Consider the following 15991-nt stretch of genomic DNA (forward strand, 5'->3'; position numbering starts at 1 on the left):
CGGTGGGCATCCAAAGGGCGGACATATCCATGCGTCACCTCAGCGAATGCGCGCATCCCCATATGCACACCAGCCGGGCTTGGGCCCTTTCTTGGGGTGAAGGCGGCAGGTTTCGGGGCGCTTGTCGTACACCGTGCAGCGGCGGGTGTGCGCATCCAAAAAATTGCAGTCGCCACTGGCGCGGCGCGCCATGGTGAAGATGTTGTGCTTGGGGTTGTAGTGGTCAATGCGCTTGGCTTTGAGCAGGCGTTTGGCAATCAGTTTGTGGTCGACGTTGTCGACTTCGAATTGATCGACCAGCTCCAGGCGCACCAAGTCGCTCAGTTGCACTTCCAGCGGCATGGTGCAGCAGTTGGCGCCGCAGGTGTCACACATGCCGGGCTGGTATTTGCTCCATGTTTCAAGGCGGTCAACGTCCACAATGCGGATGGCGGGTTTCATGGGAAAAGCAAAGGCTGCCATGGGCAGCCTGTTGAGGGACTATGAAAAAAAGAGCTGTTAGCGCTTGTATTTCCTTGTTTTTGATGTCAAAACTATCTGAATCAAAGGTAAATCAAGCGCTAATTGCTCATGAAAAATGAGTTTGCCGCGTGCTGTACCGCAGGTGGCGCTGCAAATATACCCAGCCTGGGGCCTGCGCAGCGCAAGAGGCTTAGAAAACCCAAGCCCGATCGCTACCGATTGCCTGCACGGTGTGGGTGACGCTTGTTACCTAACCTGTACCGCAGGTGCGCTCACCACTTCGGATGCCGCACGGCACAACGCACAAGGGGCCCACGCACGTCAGCTTCAGTGCGTGTGGCTCCAAGGCTCAGGGGGACTGGTGTACACCCACCAAGAACTGGCTGCATACCGATTGTGCGGAGGCGTTGGCCACGGACTCTGGGGCAATGCTCAGTTTGCGGGCGACCGAGCTGTAATGGCGCTTGAGGGTGCTGCCAGACAGCACGCCCAGTGAGCGCACTTGCTGGGGCGTCAGCATTTGGGCTTTCACCGCTTCTTGCATGGCCACGCAGACGCTGCTGGTGGCGTCATAACGCGCCACGGTGTTGGCATAGAAAAAATAGCCCCCCGCCACGCCCAGCAAGGCGGTGAGTAAAGCAATCAGGGCAACTTTGACAGGGGACATGGCAGGCAACCGCACAAGCGGTGGTTAGCGGTGAAGGGGGTTAATCGCGCTTGGCGCGCAGCACTTTGCCGTCAGCAGCATCGAGTTTGACTTCCATGATGGTGTGGTCGGCCTGCAGTACATCGACCTGGTAGGTGACCGTGCCCCAATGGTTGTCCAGCTCCGCTTTGACGGCTTTACCGGCGGTGTAGCGCGTGGCAGCTTGAACTGCCTGAACGATATCAATCTTGGCCGCCTGTGCACGCTCAAGGTCTTTGCGCTTGGCCTTGCCATCGTTTTGGTGCATACGCGCTTGGCCGCTGCTGCCATCTACCCACACTTCCACGCTGTCGTTCTGGGGCGTCAGCACGGTGGCCTCGTAGCGCACGCCGGCCCCATCGCCATCGTCCAGCTCAATCTCGATGACTTTGCCCGGCACGGCTTGGGTGGCGTGGGCAATCGCTTGCTCCAGGTTCACTTGGAGCGGTGCCGTCAGCGCCTGCCACTGCGCGGGAGATTTGGCCTGCGCGCTCAGCGCCAAGCACGTGGCGGCAACGGCCAGCAGGGTACGTGAGGGGGTGAAGAAAGTCATGGTCGGCATCCTTTCAAACAAAGTCGTAACGCTGGCACCGTAAAGCATGCGGCACACAGCGGTGTGTGGGACGTGTTCGCAAACGCGCACCTTGACGCAACGCTGGTGCACGTGTGCGGGCTGGGCGCGCATCCATGGTGCATGGATGACGCATACCGTGCATAAATATGCGCACCAAGGCTATTTTTCAACACCGAGCAGTGGTCAAAAAGTTGGCATGGCGCTTGCATTGATAGGTCTCAAGTGCTTGTGTACTTGCTTGTATGCAAGCGCGGCACGTTTTTATCAGGCCTTCAATCACAAAGGATTTGCCATGTTGTCTCGCCGCCTTTTGCTCGCTTCTTTGACCTCTTGTGGACTGGCTTTGTCTGTGGCCGCCCCCACTGCGGCGCATGCGCAAGACAAGGTCATCAAGGTGGGCACACTCAAGCTGATCCATGGCATCACGCCCTACTTCTATGATAAGTTCACACCTGCGGGCTACAAGATCGAAGTGATCCCGTTTGAGACGCCCACCGACGGCAAAAACGCCGTGGTCACCAAGTCGGTGGACTTTGGCACTTATGGCCTGGCTGCGGCCACACTGGGCGCCGCAGCGGGTGAGCCGGTGGTCATCGTGGCGCCCACCTGCAATGGCGGCATGGCGATTGTGGTGGGTAAGCGCAGCGGCATCAGCAGCTTCAAGGCGCTCAAAGGCAAGCGCGTTGGCATCCTGCCCGGCTCCACCCAGGAGGCCGTGTTCAACGACCGGCTGCAGTCCGAAGGCATGACCATCAAAGACGTGAAATCCGTGCGCGTATCTTTCAGCGAAATGGCGGGCGCGCTGGAGCGTGGTGACATCGATGCCTATGTGGGTGCAGAGCCCGGCCCCTCCATCAGCGTGACACGCGGTGTGGGTCAGGTGCTGGAGTTCCCCTACTCCACCCCCACCGGCAAGGTGAACATGGTCATGACCACGCACGCCGATACGGTCAAACAAGATCCGGCCTTGACCAAGGTGTTCCTCGACATTCACCGCAAAGCCTCGGAATACGCCATGGCCCACCGGGCAGAGCTGGTGCAAATGGCGGGCGCCAAGCTGGGCTTTCCCGCCGATGTGGCCAACCTGGCGGCCGACAACGTGGAGCTGACGTGGAAGATCGATGAAGACTGGATCAAGCGCAGCAAGTACTACGGCGCGCTGATGCTGGAGCGCAAGCAAATCCGCAAGCTGCCCGACTACAGCAGCTTCATCGTCACCGGCTTGAACCCCCAGTAATCCACCACCGCGCAGCGGCTGGGTTGGCCGCTGCAGCCGCACCAGACTGATGGTGTTTTTTGCCAGTTTCGGGACTATTTGCCATGCCCTCTTCCACCCTTGACCCCCATGCGCGCGCGGCGGCGGCGACGGCCGCAGTGCCCAGCCATGCGGCGGCTTCCGCCTCGGCGGAACTGATGTTGCCGCCCCCACCCAGTGCTGCCAAAGTCTGGATGACCACCTGGCTGGTACCTGCCGTCTTGCCCCTATTGCTGCTGCTGGCCTGGGATGTGGCCGTACGCGCCAGCGGCACCATGCTGATTCCTTCACCCAAGGAGGTGGGGTTGATGCTGTGGGACTTCGCGTTTGGAGGCATCTATGACGATGCCTTCAGCGAAACCCTGCCCACCCACTGGCTGCAGTCCATGGCGCGCGTCTACGGGGCTTTTGCGCTGGCTGCGCTGGTGGGCATACCCTTGGGCTTGGTGATTGGAAAAAACGCCGCCATACGCCGTTTTGTGGACCCTACGCTGCAGATGCTGCGCCCGGTGCCGGTCACGGCCTGGCTGCCGCTGTCCATGATCTTTTTTGGCGTGGGCCCCAATGCCGCCATCTTCCTGGTGTTTCTGGGGGCGTTCTTTCCCATCGTCATCAACACCACGTTCGGAGTGAAGTCGGTCGAGCCGCGCCTGTTCGAGGCCGCCGCCATGCTGGGCTGCAAGGGCACCTCCATGTTCCGCCAAGTGGTGCTGCCAGCGGCCATGCCTTCCATCTTCAACGGCCTGCGCCTGGGCCACGGCATTGCGTGGTTTTTGATTGTGGTGGGTGAGATGACGGGCGTGCCCGAGGGCCTGGGCGCGGCCATCATGGATGGGCGCATGCTCTCGCGCACCGATGTGGTGATTGCGGGCATGGTGGTTATCGGCTTCACCGGCTTTGTCACCGACCGTTTGCTGGTCATTCTCAACAACCGTTTGCTCAAGTGGAGCCCGCAACACAATGTCTGAAATCCTTGCACACCGCACCCCCGCGCCCATCCTGGACATTGCCAACGTCAGCAAAGTGTTTAGCCTAAATGGCCGCCCTATCCACGCCTTGAAAGAGGTAAATTTACAGATCCAGAAGGGCGAATTCATCTGCCTGATTGGTGCCTCGGGCTGTGGCAAATCGACCTTGCTGCGCATCATGGGTGGTTTTGAAAACGTCTCCACCGGCGTGGCCAAGATGTACCACACGCCCATCAGCGAACCCGGGCCCGACCGCGGCATGGTGTTCCAGGACTATGGCCTGTTCCCCTGGCTGACCGTGCGGCAAAACATTGCCTTTGGCCCCAAGCAGCGCGGGCTGCCGGAGGCCAAGCTGCGAGAGATTGCCGACCACTACCTGCACATGGTGGGCCTGAGCAAGTTTGCCGACCACTTTCCCAACCAGCTCTCGGGTGGCATGAAGCAGCGCGTCTCCATCGCGCGCGCGCTGGCCAACGACTGCGAGGTGCTGCTGATGGACGAGCCCTTTGGCGCCCTGGATGCGCTGACGCGCGAAGTGCTGCAGCAGGAGCTGCTGGAGATCTGGGCCAAGACCCGGTTGACCGTGATCTTCGTCACGCATGCGGTCGAAGAAGCCGTGCTGCTGGCCGACCGCGTGGTGGTCATGACCGCCGGCCCCGGCCGGGTGGAGCGCGACTACCGCATCCCGCTGGAGCGCCCGCGCCACATTACCGCGCCGGAGTTCAATGCGGTGCGCCAGGAGTTGACGGAGATGCTCAGCAGCCATGTGGCCCACCCAGCGAAAGCCGCCTGATGCTGGATAAGCTGTTGCATCTGAATGCGGCGGCGCGCAAGGCCGCCTATGACAACACCAGCGCAGTCGCCAACAGCGCTGCACAACTGGCCGACTTTGAAGCGCGCAGTGCTGCGCTGGTACAGCACGCCAAGGGCCATCTCGATGTGGCGTATGGGCCGCAAGCACGGCAAAAATTCGATTTTTTTGCCGGTGCAAGCGGGGCGGCCACCCTGCTGTTTATTCACGGTGGCTACTGGCAAATGCGGCACAAAAACACCTTCCGTTTTGTGGCCGAGGGAGCGCTGCAAAACGGCGTGAATGCGGCGCTGATTGGCTACACCTTGGCGCCGCAAGCCAGCCTTACGCAAATCGTGCAAGAGGTGTTGCAAGGCATTGCTGCGGTGCGTGCACATGCCTTGCAGCATGGGGCCGCAGATCGCGTGTTGCTGTGCGGCTGGTCGGCGGGCGGGCATTTGACGGCGCTGGGGCTGCATGCACCGGGCGTGGTGGCCGGTTTGGGCATCAGCGGCATCTACGATTTAGGGCCCATTCAGCACAATTATTTGAATGCGGCGTTGCAGCTGAAGGATGCCGAAGTGCAAACCTTGAGCCCCTTGCGCTTGCCACTGGTGCACCAGCCCTTCATTACCGCCTATGGCACGGCAGAGTTGGAGCAATTGCAAAGGCAGAGCCAAGCGCTTGCACAGTACCGCCAAGGGCTGCCCCACGATGTGCTGCTGCCGGTGGAAGGGGCAGACCACTTCAGCATTTTGAATGCCTTGGCGCACCCCGATGGTGCGCTGCTGCATGCCTTGCTGGCCCACCGCTAGCGCTGTGGCGGGCTGCTTGCCACAGTGCCACAAAAAGTTATTTTTGGTAGCTGCTAGCGCTTATTCAGTAAGCGCTAGCGCCACTTTTTGCTTGGCATTTTGCAGCATGTGCAGCGTGATGTTTTTCACCTCATCGCGGCTGACACGGATGTGTTTTTGCAGCAGCACTTTAGCTTGCAGCCCATCGCGTTGCAGCAATGCCTGCAGGATGCGGCTGTGCTCCTCATAGGTCACATCGATGCGGTAGTTGCGCGTGAATTCCAGGCGCCGCACGATGCGAATGCGCTCGGTAATGTCGCGGTGAATGCGTGCCATCTCCAAGTTGCCACTGGCTTGCAGCAAAGCCATGTGAAAGTCCTCGTCGTGGCGCGAGACCACGCTTTTTTCAGACAGGCGATCGGCGGCTGAAATGCACCACAGCGCCGTCAAATCTTGCAGCCTGTGCGTCAGGTCTGGCGCAGCCACCAGCAAATCAACGGCTGCGCACTCCAGCACGGCGCGCACGTCGTACAGCTGCTCAAACACCGCAAAGTCCAACTGGTTGACCACCCAGCCCATCTTGGGCAACACCGAGATATAGCCTTCGCGCTGCAGCCGCACTAGGGCTTCACGCACGGGGGTGCGGCTCATGCCCAACTGCTGGCCCACTTCGCTTTCGCTGAAGCGGTCTCCAGGCACGTACTGAAAATTGTCCAGCGCCTGGCGCAGTGTTTCATAAGCGACAGAGGCGAGGCTGGCAGCAGCAGGCATACAAGGTTCCTTGGGCGTTGAATTGAGCGTGGCAGCGCACGGTGGCGGTGGGCTGCCCGGGTACATCAACTGGCGTTGCAATACGCGCGCCAGCCACCCCATGCGGTGATGTCTTGGGCTTGTGTCAGCGCAAAGCCTTCGCAGATAAAACCCTTCACCGCGCGGCCGTCTTGCAGGTGCACCGTGCCAATGCCCAGCGGCGCGGGCACACCGGCGACAAAGCGCCCCAAGTTGGCCACGGGCATGTCCCAGACCTCCACGGCAATGGCGCCCCCATCCTCGGCCCGTGCCAGACCGGGTTTGGCGGGCACGCTGCCTGCCAGCGCATACAGGCGGTAGTGGGGTGCCGTGTGCGTGGCTTCCCGAAAGCGTGCGCCGCAGGCCAGTAGCTCATGGTTCAGCGGCATGCCGCGCAAATGGGCGCCCACCACGGCCAATTCCAGGGTCTCCCCCTGTGCGGGTACCTGCCAGGCGGGCAAAGGCGCTGTGGGCTTGCTGTGCAAGCCGGTCACCCCTGCGCTCAGTGGTGCCTGCGCCTCCAGTTGCTGGGCCCAGCGTACCAAATCGGGTTCGCGCCATGCGGGTGCAATCAAGGTGATGCCAAACGGCAAGCCGTTGGGCAGTTGCGAGGCAGGAATGGCAATCGCTGACCAGCCCAGCAAATTCACAAAATTGGTGTACGTGCCCAACTCGGAGTTGACCGCAATCGGGTCGGCCTGCACCTCGGCAATGCTGGGGTGGCGCGGCGCACTGGGCACGCACAGCACATCAACGGTTTCCCAGATTTTTTCGGCCTGCTGCTGCAAGGCTTGCAGGCGATATTGCGCTGCAAAGGTATCGACCGCCGTGAAGCGCCGGTGCACATCCAGCACTTGGCGAATCACGGGCAGCAGCGCTTCAGGCTGGGCCTCGTAAATGCTGCGTGCCCCCACCACACGCTCTGCCACCCACGGGCCGTAGTACAGCAGGTTGGCGACTTCCTGCAGGGTATCAAAAGCCATGGCCTGCACCGCCTGGGTCTGGGGTTGCAACCGCGCTACGAATGTGTGGAATGCGGCCTCATAGGCATCCGACAGTCGGCGCGTTTGCGGCACACCCACGCGCAGCTGCGCCAGCGGGGTGTGCTGGGCCAGCGCAGGGCGTGGCCGGCTGTAGCTGTCACCGGCATCCACCCCTTCCATGAGGGCCAGCACCGTGGCACTGTCGGCCACATTCAGGGCCAGCACCCCGATGCAGTCCAGCGTACGGCAGGCAGGCACCAAACCAGTGCTGGGCACTGCACCGGGTGTGGGCTTGAGGCCCACAATCTGGTTGAACGCGGCTGGCACACGGCCAGAGCCCGCCGTGTCGGTCGACAGCGCAAAGGGCACCAAACCGCGTGCCACGACCGATGCAGAGCCCGAGCTGGAGCCGCCAGAAATCAGCGTTTCATCCCACGTATTGGGCACCACGCCGTACGGCGAACGTGTGCCCACCAGGCCTGTGGCAAATTGGTCCAAATTGGTCTTGCCCAGCACGATGGCGCCCGCGTTTTTCAGGCGCTGCACAGCCACCGCATCGACCTGTGCGGTATAGGCAAAAGCAGGGCAGGCCGCCGTCGTGGCAAAACCCGCTACATCGATGTTGTCCTTCACCGCAAACGGTATGCCGAACAGGGGGAGCTGCGCCCGCCCGTGCTGGGCTTCCAGCGTATGCAAGGCTTGTAGTTGCGCGTGCAGTTGGTCCGCGCTGGCAATGCTGATCCAGGCCGTGTCATCGGCCTGGAAGGCTTGGCGCTGTTGCTCCAGCAGCAGTGCTGGGTCTGCGCCCTCGTGGTATGCGCGCTTCCAATCGTCGAATGTGCCAATCAGCATGATGAATACCTGGATGTATACAAGATGCAGGTATCAAGCAGGTTGCGTGCCAGGTGGGGGCGCGGCGCGTTGTGTCTGATATAGGGGGAAGGGCTCGGTGGTTTCACCCCTGGCTGGAGCGAAGCCCAGCCAGTAGCGGCTGTGGCGCAGCCCATGTTGTCACAAGAGAAGTTGAAGTCTTTTGTGGCTCAAAGCCTTATCTATATTGCGCTGATAGCTCTTGTTTTTGAGATGGTGCGCAGAAGAGGCGGCTGAGGTAAAAACTGGCGTGCTGCGTGCGTCCAAGTTGCTGCACCAGCAGCGGGACCGTAGATGAAAAATGCGGCATAAATGCCCAAGCAACGGACATAGCCTAGGTGCTTAGACCGGGCATCGCCTGTACGGTGTTGCTTGCCCGAGGACGGCAGCCCCTGGCGGCGAAGCTGCTCGACACCATGCAAACATGCGCGGCATGATGCGTGAAATTCTTTTTTTGAAAGTGCAACTTCGATGCAGCAAAAACCAACAAGCACACCTGCACAACCACCCAAAGCGCGCATTGTGCTCAACGGAGATCTGTCGCACTTGGAGGTGCCCATATTCATCACGAGGGCGACTTGTGGCGCACTTTCCGGGCTGAAGCAGCAGGAGCCAACGGCAACAGCACCGGCGCAAAAAAACAAAAAAAATCCCTGACCGAAGTGGTGGAGGGAAGGACGTTCAGACTGAAGCAAACCATGCTTCCATGGAAGCTGAACACGTGAGAGGATGGAAACATGGACACTCCAGACAGCTTATTGATTGCTCGGTAGCGTTCACTCCATCACTGTGCCAGACACCACCCTATGCAATTGCCCAGCCAAACAGCGATCAGTCACGTACAGCAGGAGCGGGAGTGCATGATTCGCGGGTTGTTCCACGAGTACATCGACATGTATGCCTCCAGGGATGACCGCCTCACGACACGCTTTAGTCAGAACTTCACGGGTTTCACCGGCAGCTGGGGGCGGCTGATTCATGATCGCGACGAGTGGATCCGCATCACCCGCCAAGATTTTGAGCAGGTGCCAGGCCCCATTCGCATGGAAGTGACCGATGTCTCGCTGCAGGATCTCAGCAATGAGGTGGTCTCTGTCGCTGCGACTTTGCGTATCCACCTGCCCAATGACGCCGATTTAATGGCCCACCATGTGACGAGGCTGGTGCTGGTATTTCGCCTGGAAGCGGGCGCATGGATGATCACGCATTGCAGCTATTCCGTGCCGTTCCATGGCACAAACGACGATGAAGTCTATCCAATCAGGAGCCTGCAGCAGCAGAACCGCGCTTTGCAGGCACTGGTGGCCGAGCGCACGCGGGAGCTGCAAGAGAGCCAAGCGTTTTACCGCCTGCTCACGGAGGATGCGGAAGACGTGCACTGGCAGATGGACCGTGATTTCATCGTCACCTATATCAGCCCGGCGGATGAGCGCCTGCGCGGCTTTCAGGCCGCTGAGGTGGTCGGGCGCCCGGTATTTGAGCTACTGACCGAAGAGGCTGGTGCGCTGGTCAGGCACGCGATCAATCTCAGCGCAAAAAAAGCGCTGCCGGCGGGCCCAACCAGCTTTCGCAAGTTTGAGATCCAGCAGCTTTGCAAGGATGGCAGCCTCGTCTGGGGTGAGGTACTGGTCAAGCCCGACCTGAACGCCAAAGGCGAGGTGGTTGGATACCACGGCATCACGCGCAATGTCACCGAGCGCAAGCGCCTGGAGGAGCAAGTGCGCCAGCTGGCGTTCCACGACACACTCACCCAACTTGCCAATCGCCGGCTGCTGCTGGAGCACCTGGATCAGGCGATGGGAGAGAGCAAGCGCAGCCATCACTACGGTGCACTGATCTATCTTGATCTGGACAACTTCAAGCTCCTGAACGACATACACGGCCACGGCATGGGGGATCTGCTGCTGATTGAGGTGGGTTCACGCCTCAAGGGTTGTGTGCGTGGCGCCGATACCGTGGCACGTATCGGTGGCGACGAATTTGTGGTGCTGTTGCGTACCTTGCCTCCTCAGCGGGATGAAGCGTGCGTACAGGCCATCGCCGTGGCAGAAAAAATCCGTGGTTGCCTGGCCGAACGTTATGTGCTGCGGTCCGCGCCAGACGCATCGGCCATCGAACACGCATGCACCGCCAGCATTGGTGTGGCGCTGTTTTGCGGGCGCGATGAGACCGCAGACAGCTTGATGCAAAGGGCTGATCAAGCGATGTACCAGGCCAAGGAAAACGGACGCAATCGCGTGCAGCTTGCGCTGACTGCAAAAAAATAACGTGGGTGCAATTCCGCGGGCCGTGGCCGTGTGAATCCCGCCTCCATCCTTGAGAAAAGGGTGGGGAAGGATGTTGCGCACAGCCGAGCCGAAAAGGCAGATATTTCAAGCATTGGGCGCAGAGACGTCAAACTGGTCGTTCAGAGGGAGTGAAGCATCGCCAATAAAAAAGCCGCTTTATGCGGCTTTTTTATTCAGCGGACAACTGTGAAATTTGGCGGAGATTGCCGGGATTTCGACTTTGAAAATCCCACTTTTCACTTACCAGAATCTCAATTATTCCATCCACCTACACAAGCTGTAGGCGTGCGTAATAAGTAAGATTTTCTGCACTTATGAATCAACCACTTAGGCGTTTCTTGTAACCATTAAGTGGGATAAATTGTCAGTAAAAACTGGTACAAAATCTCGCATCTCTAGGAAGTCTATGAGTACTTCATTCTTGCTGGTGTGGCTCCCCATCGAAGTCTATGCACCTGACGGCTAGCGCCTCAGGTTAGAGGCACTACGTCATGTGGGGGGCTCTTTGCTGAAATTATGGGCCAAATAGTCTGGCTTGCCCATAAGATTGGCTCCTGCTGGAGATAGGCCAGAGAAAGCAAAAAACTTGCAGTAGCAGGTTGTGAGTATTAGAAGTGAATCCAGCAATTCTTCAGTGGGGCTGGATTGCAAAACGGCTTCCGAACGGTGCCAAAGTATTGCAGGCAGCAGCCTGCTCACGCGCTGTGATTGACGGTCAGTGGCGCCGATTAAAACTACAAATTCTGATTAATGAGACCACTTGATGTTTGACCTGCGCACTTTAGAAGACTTGGAATTGCTGCGAGAAACGCATGAGTTGGAGTGCAAGCTGGCACAGGGGCAACATGGACAGGGTGAAGTGCCTAAAGACTTCTGGCCTACCTATTCAGCGATGGCCAATACGCGTGGTGGGACGGTGCTTTTAGGGGTTCGTGAAAAAGAGGGTGTTTTCTCCATCGCAGGTCTTACTAATCCAGCTAAGGTCAGGATGGACTTGTTCAACAATCTGAACAATCCAAGTAAGGTCAGCGTTAACTTGCTCACGGATGCAAATGTGCAAGAGCTCACGTTGGATGGGAAAACCATCCTGTGCGTGAATATTCCACAAGCCATTCGGCATCAGAAGCCTGTTTTTCTTAACGGTCAGCCCTTGGGGCATACCTATAAACGTTTGAACGATGGCGACCGCATTTGTGGGGACGAGGTCGTCAAGCGCATGTTGGCCGAGCAGGTAGAAGACGAGCGCGACGCTCGCATTCTGAGTAATTTTGATATGCAGGACATCGATATCGAAAGTCTGCATATATATCGGCAAATGCTTAAGGATGAGAAGCCAGGTCACCCTTACTTAGAGCAGGACGATGCTACGTTCTTAGCGAGTCTTCGTGGATGGCGCCGTGACAGAGCCACTGGCGAACAAGGGCTGACCTTAGCGGGCTTGTTGATGTTCGGTCGCTGGGAGGCCATTCAAGAGGCCGTGCCACATTACTTTGTCGACTATCAAGAACGTCCAGAAGCAAAGACAGAGCTACGTTGGATTGACCGCTTAGTGCCAGATGGTACTTGGACAGGTAATTTGTTTGAGTTTTACCGGAGGGTCTATCGAAAGCTGGTAGCTGACTTAAAAGTTCCCTTTGCTATTAAAGACGGCCAAAGGCAGGACGACACCCCGGTGCATGTGGCACTGCGTGAGGCGTTGGTTAACACTCTGGTACACGCCGATTACACGGGACGGGTATCAGTCTTGGTAGTTAAGCGTCCTGACATGTTCGGCTTTCGAAATCCAGGTTACTTGCGTTTGCCAATGGAGCAGGTGATTCGTGGTGGCGAAAGTGATTGCCGCAACCGCATCCTGCATCAAATGTTCCTGCTCATTGGCTTAGGTGAGCGAGGTGGCTCGGGTATGCCAAAAATTTATAGTGGCTGGCAAAGTCGCCACTGGCGTCAGCCTTTGCTTAGAGAAAAGGACACTCCAGAACAAACACTTCTTGAGCTCCACATGCTAGACCTGCTACCACCTACTGTTTTGGCAGAGCTTCGGAGTAGGTTGGGTGCAAACTTTGATTTTGTCACGCCACTAGAACGAATGATTTTATCTACGGCCATGATTGAAGGCGTGGTCAATCATTCACGTATGGCCGAAATCTGCACTGAGCACCCGCATGACCTAAGTCTTGCGCTGGCCAAACTGGAGCGTGAAGGTTTGCTATTGTCTCAAGGGCAATCTCGCGGGAAGGTGTACCACCTACCTGGTTCGACACCCGTATCTCCTGAGCAGGTGTTCACATCGGGTATTAGCTCCGGAGGTAACGGTGCCAGCTCCGGAGGTAACGGTGCCAGCTCCGGAGGTAACGGTGCCAGCTCCGGAGGTAACGGTGCCAGCTCCGGAGGTAGGGGGGACAGCTCCGGAGATAGTGACACCTCTGTAGTATCGGAGGTTGCAATCGTCGAAATCCCAGAAGCAAAAGCAGTGGCTCCTGAACGAGATGAGCATGGTTGTTTGCTCTCGCCATTATTAGATGCACCGATTGTGGACAGTCTCACTGAATTAAGTTCAGCGCTGCGAGAGGAGCTCAAAAAACGGGCAAAGGAACCAAGAGAGCGCCCTAGACTCGCTCCTCAAGTCATGTCCGAGGTAATTTTGTCTATCTGTGATGGGCGCTACGTCCGTTTGAGTGTTTTGGCAGAGTTAATGTCGCGTAATCCAGATGCTCTGCGACGTGGTTACCTAGATGCAATGGTTAAGGACCATCGGATTCGCCGCGCATTCCCAGGCACCCCAACTCATGAAATGCAGTCTTATCGCAAAGCGGAAGACGTATAAAAAAAAGCCGCTGTAAGCGGCTTTTTTTATTAGACAGTAAACGGTGAAATATGGAGTGAGGCTGGTTGGGATTTCATGTTTTGAAAATCCCATCTTTTACTTACCAAAATCCCACTTATTTCATCCACCTACACAAGCTTAGACATCAATGTTGCCAGCGCGCAGGGCGTTGTTTTCGATGAAATTGCGGCGGGGTTCGACTTCATCGCCCATCAGCATGGTGAACACGCGGTCGGCCTCGATGGCATCGCCAATTTGCACCTGCAGCAGGCTGCGCACATTGGGGTCCATGGTGGTTTCCCACAGCTGCTCTGGGTTCATTTCACCCAGGCCCTTGTAGCGCTGGCGGCCGGTGGTGCGTTCGGCTTCGCTGATCAGCCACTGCATGGCCTGGCGGAAGTCGCTCACTTTCTCGGTCTTTGCCTTTTCGCCTTCGCCACGGGTGACCTTGGCGCCTTCGGCCAGCAGCCCGGCAAAATGCTCGGCCTCGGCCGACAGTGCGGCGTAGTCTTGGCTGCGCACAAAATCTTGCGTGAGGATGGAGCTCTTGATGTTGCCGTGGTGGTGGCGGCTGATGCGCAAGATGGGGTTCTCGCTCACCGGGTCGATCTCGGCGGTCACGGCTGCGGGCACACCGGTGGTGGTCAGCTCGCGCAGCTTGGCTTCCAGGATAGGGGCGCAGGCCTTGGCATCGTCCAAGGTGTCGAGCGTGATCTTTACGCCGTCAGCAATGGCGCGCAGGGCTTCTGCGTCCATGAAGTTGGACAGGCGCTCAATCACGGTTTCGGCAGCCAGGTGCATGTCGGCCAGCTTGGACAGCTCTTGCGCTTCGATGGTGCGCGGGTTGGCACCGCCGGTAGTGACCGAGGCGTGGTTCAGCGCAATCTTGAGCAGGTACTTGTTCAGCGCAGGGCCGTCTTTGAGGTACAGCTCTTCCTTGCCATTCTTGACCTTGTACAGCGGTGGCTGGGCAATGTAGATGTGGCCGCGTTCGACCAGCTCTGGCATCTGGCGGTAAAAGAACGTCAGCAGCAGCGTGCGGATGTGCGCACCGTCCACGTCCGCGTCGGTCATGATGATGATGCGGTGGTAGCGCAGCTTATCGGGGTTGTAGTCGTCCGAGTTGCTCTTGCCCGAATCGGCGCTCACCTTGCCAATGCCGGTGCCCAGCGCCGTAATCAGGGTGATGATTTCCTGGCTGGACAGCAGCTTTTCGTAGCGGGCTTTTTCCACGTTCAAGATCTTGCCGCGCAGGGGCAGGATGGCTTGGAACTTGCGATCGCGGCCCTGCTTGGCAGAGCCACCGGCGGAGTCACCCTCCACGATGTAGATTTCGCACAGCGCCGGGTCTTTTTCCTGGCAGTCGGCCAGCTTGCCGGGCAGTCCCATGCCATCCAGCACACCCTTGCGGCGCGTCATTTCGCGGGCCTTGCGCGCGGCTTCACGGGCGCGCGCGGCTTCGATGATCTTGCCGGTCAGGATCTTGGCGTCGTTGGGGTTTTCTTCCAGGTAGTCGGTCAGCAGCTTGCCCACGATGTCTTCCACGGGCGCACGCACTTCGGAGCTGACCAGCTTGTCCTTGGTCTGGCTGGAGAACTTGGGCTCCGGCACTTTCACGGACAGCACGGCGCACAGGCCTTCGCGCATGTCGTCACCGCTGACTTCAACCTTGGCCTTCTTGGCCAGTTCGTGGTCGGCAATGTATTTGCCGATCACGCGGGTCATGGCTGCGCGCAGGCCAGTCAGGTGGGTGCCGCCGTCGCGCTGCGGGATGTTGTTGGTGAAGCACAGCACCTGTTCGGCATAGCTGTCGTTCCACTGCATGGCCACTTCCACACCGATTTCGGTGCCAGGAATGCCGCCATAGCTGTCCGCAGGGCGTGTGCCGGTAGCGTAGAAGGTGGTGGGGTGCAGCACCTTCTTGGCGCCGTTGATGAACTCGACAAAGCCCTTGACGCCGCCGGCGCCGGAGAAGTCGTCTTCCTTGCCGTCGCGCTCGTCCTTGAGGCGAATGCGCACGCCGTTATTCAGGAACGACAGCTCACGCAGGCGCTTGGCCAGAATTTCGTAGCGGAACTCGAAGTTTTCTTTGAAGATTTCCTGGTCAGGCAAAAAGTGCACCTTGGTGCCGCGCTTGTCGGTCTCGCCGATGACGCGCATGGGTGAGGTCTCAAAGCCGTCAACCACCTCGATCAGGCGGTTTTGCACAAAGCCGCGCGAAAAGTCGATCTCGTGCACCTTGCCGTCGCGGCGCACGGTGAGTTTGAGCCAGATGGACAGCGCGTTCACGCAGGACACACCCACGCCGTGCAGACCGCCGGAGACCTTGTAGCTGTTCTGGTTGAACTTGCCGCCCGCGTGCAGCTCGGTCAGCGCGATTTCAGCGGCCGAGCGCTTGGGCTCGTGCTTGTCGTCCATCTTCACGCCGGTGGGAATGCCACGGCCGTTGTCGATGACGGACAGCGAACCATCGGCATGGATGGTGACCAGAATGTCATCGCAGTGGCCCGCCAGCGCTTCGTCGATGGAGTTGTCCACCACCTCGAACACCAGGTGGTGCAAGCCGGTGCCATCGGACGTGTCGCCAATGTACATACCGGGGCGCTTGCGCACGGCCTCCAGGCCTTCCAAAATTTGGATGGCGCCTTCGCCGTAACCCGTGTCTGCGGGTGCGTTGCTCTGGTTTTCTGGCTGGATCTGGTCGGTCAT

At 58.7% G+C, this 15991-nt stretch carries 13 protein-coding genes; 6 read left to right on the forward strand and 7 right to left on the reverse strand.

Annotation, left to right across the window (positions count from 1 at the left end; all coding sequences use genetic code 11):
• Positions 1 to 39 precede the first annotated feature (39 nt).
• From QEP12_RS05445 to QEP12_RS05455, 3 genes are all read right to left on the reverse strand, one after another.
• The gene (locus QEP12_RS05445) at positions 40 to 441 is read right to left on the reverse strand and encodes a YkgJ family cysteine cluster protein (protein WP_174863185.1); all 402 of its coding nucleotides are present in this window, start codon (positions 439 to 441) and stop codon (positions 40 to 42) included.
• 370 nt (positions 442 to 811) lie between these two features.
• A complete protein-coding gene (locus QEP12_RS05450; RefSeq protein ID WP_219163367.1) occupies positions 812 to 1129 on the reverse strand; it encodes a hypothetical protein in 318 nt (105 codons plus the stop codon).
• A gap of 40 nt (positions 1130 to 1169) precedes the next feature.
• Positions 1170 to 1700 carry a PepSY domain-containing protein gene (locus QEP12_RS05455; protein WP_284213599.1) on the reverse strand — a complete coding sequence of 177 codons (531 nt, stop codon included), beginning with the start codon at positions 1698 to 1700 and terminating at the stop codon, positions 1170 to 1172.
• A 313-nt stretch (positions 1701 to 2013) separates the two neighbouring features.
• Between QEP12_RS05455 and QEP12_RS05460 the strand changes: the two genes are divergently transcribed.
• The 4 genes from QEP12_RS05460 to QEP12_RS05475 all read left to right on the forward strand — a co-directional run bounded on the left by QEP12_RS05460 (position 2014) and on the right by QEP12_RS05475 (position 5549).
• Positions 2014 to 2958 (forward strand): ABC transporter substrate-binding protein, encoded by a 945-nt coding sequence (locus QEP12_RS05460; protein WP_284213600.1) that lies wholly within the window; start codon positions 2014 to 2016, stop codon positions 2956 to 2958.
• An 83-nt stretch (positions 2959 to 3041) separates the two neighbouring features.
• On the forward strand, positions 3042 to 3944 hold the full coding sequence (locus QEP12_RS05465; RefSeq protein ID WP_284213601.1) for an ABC transporter permease: 903 nt from the start codon (positions 3042 to 3044) through the stop codon (positions 3942 to 3944).
• Complete coding sequence (locus QEP12_RS05470) at positions 3937 to 4737, forward strand: ABC transporter ATP-binding protein (protein WP_284213602.1); 801 nt, start codon at positions 3937 to 3939, stop codon at positions 4735 to 4737. The genes QEP12_RS05465 and QEP12_RS05470 overlap by 8 nt, the downstream gene beginning before the upstream one ends.
• A complete protein-coding gene (locus tag QEP12_RS05475) occupies positions 4737 to 5549 on the forward strand; it encodes an alpha/beta hydrolase (RefSeq protein ID WP_174862549.1) in 813 nt (270 codons plus the stop codon). The genes QEP12_RS05470 and QEP12_RS05475 overlap by 1 nt, the downstream gene beginning before the upstream one ends.
• 60 nt (positions 5550 to 5609) lie before the next feature.
• Here QEP12_RS05475 and QEP12_RS05480 read toward each other — a convergent pair whose 3' ends face one another.
• The 3 genes from QEP12_RS05480 to QEP12_RS05490 form a co-directional block, all read right to left on the reverse strand.
• Positions 5610 to 6299: a GntR family transcriptional regulator gene (locus tag QEP12_RS05480; RefSeq protein WP_284213604.1), complete on the reverse strand. Its 690-nt coding sequence runs from the start codon at positions 6297 to 6299 to the stop codon at positions 5610 to 5612.
• Between the two features lie 65 nt (positions 6300 to 6364).
• Positions 6365 to 8152: an allophanate hydrolase gene (atzF, locus tag QEP12_RS05485; protein ID WP_284213605.1), complete on the reverse strand. Its 1788-nt coding sequence runs from the start codon at positions 8150 to 8152 to the stop codon at positions 6365 to 6367.
• 200 nt (positions 8153 to 8352) lie between these two features.
• The gene (locus tag QEP12_RS05490; protein WP_174862547.1) at positions 8353 to 8865 is read right to left on the reverse strand and encodes a hypothetical protein; all 513 of its coding nucleotides are present in this window, start codon (positions 8863 to 8865) and stop codon (positions 8353 to 8355) included.
• 111 nt (positions 8866 to 8976) lie between these two features.
• On the opposite strand from QEP12_RS05490, the gene QEP12_RS05495 reads away from it, so the two are divergent.
• Together QEP12_RS05495 and QEP12_RS05500 are read left to right on the forward strand one after the other, a co-directional pair.
• Positions 8977 to 10437 carry a diguanylate cyclase domain-containing protein gene (locus QEP12_RS05495; protein WP_284213606.1) on the forward strand — a complete coding sequence of 487 codons (1461 nt, stop codon included), beginning with the start codon at positions 8977 to 8979 and terminating at the stop codon, positions 10435 to 10437.
• A 784-nt stretch (positions 10438 to 11221) separates the two neighbouring features.
• Positions 11222 to 13282: an RNA/DNA-binding domain-containing protein gene (locus tag QEP12_RS05500; RefSeq protein WP_174863540.1), complete on the forward strand. Its 2061-nt coding sequence runs from the start codon at positions 11222 to 11224 to the stop codon at positions 13280 to 13282.
• Positions 13283 to 13420: 138 nt separating this feature from the next.
• Here QEP12_RS05500 and gyrB read toward each other — a convergent pair whose 3' ends face one another.
• Positions 13421 to 15991, reverse strand: a complete 2571-nt coding sequence (gyrB, locus tag QEP12_RS05505; RefSeq protein ID WP_284213607.1) for a DNA topoisomerase (ATP-hydrolyzing) subunit B — start codon at positions 15989 to 15991, stop codon at positions 13421 to 13423.

This window comes from Comamonas jiangduensis (assembly GCF_030162955.1).
Taxonomy (GTDB): domain Bacteria; phylum Pseudomonadota; class Gammaproteobacteria; order Burkholderiales; family Burkholderiaceae_C; genus Comamonas; species Comamonas jiangduensis.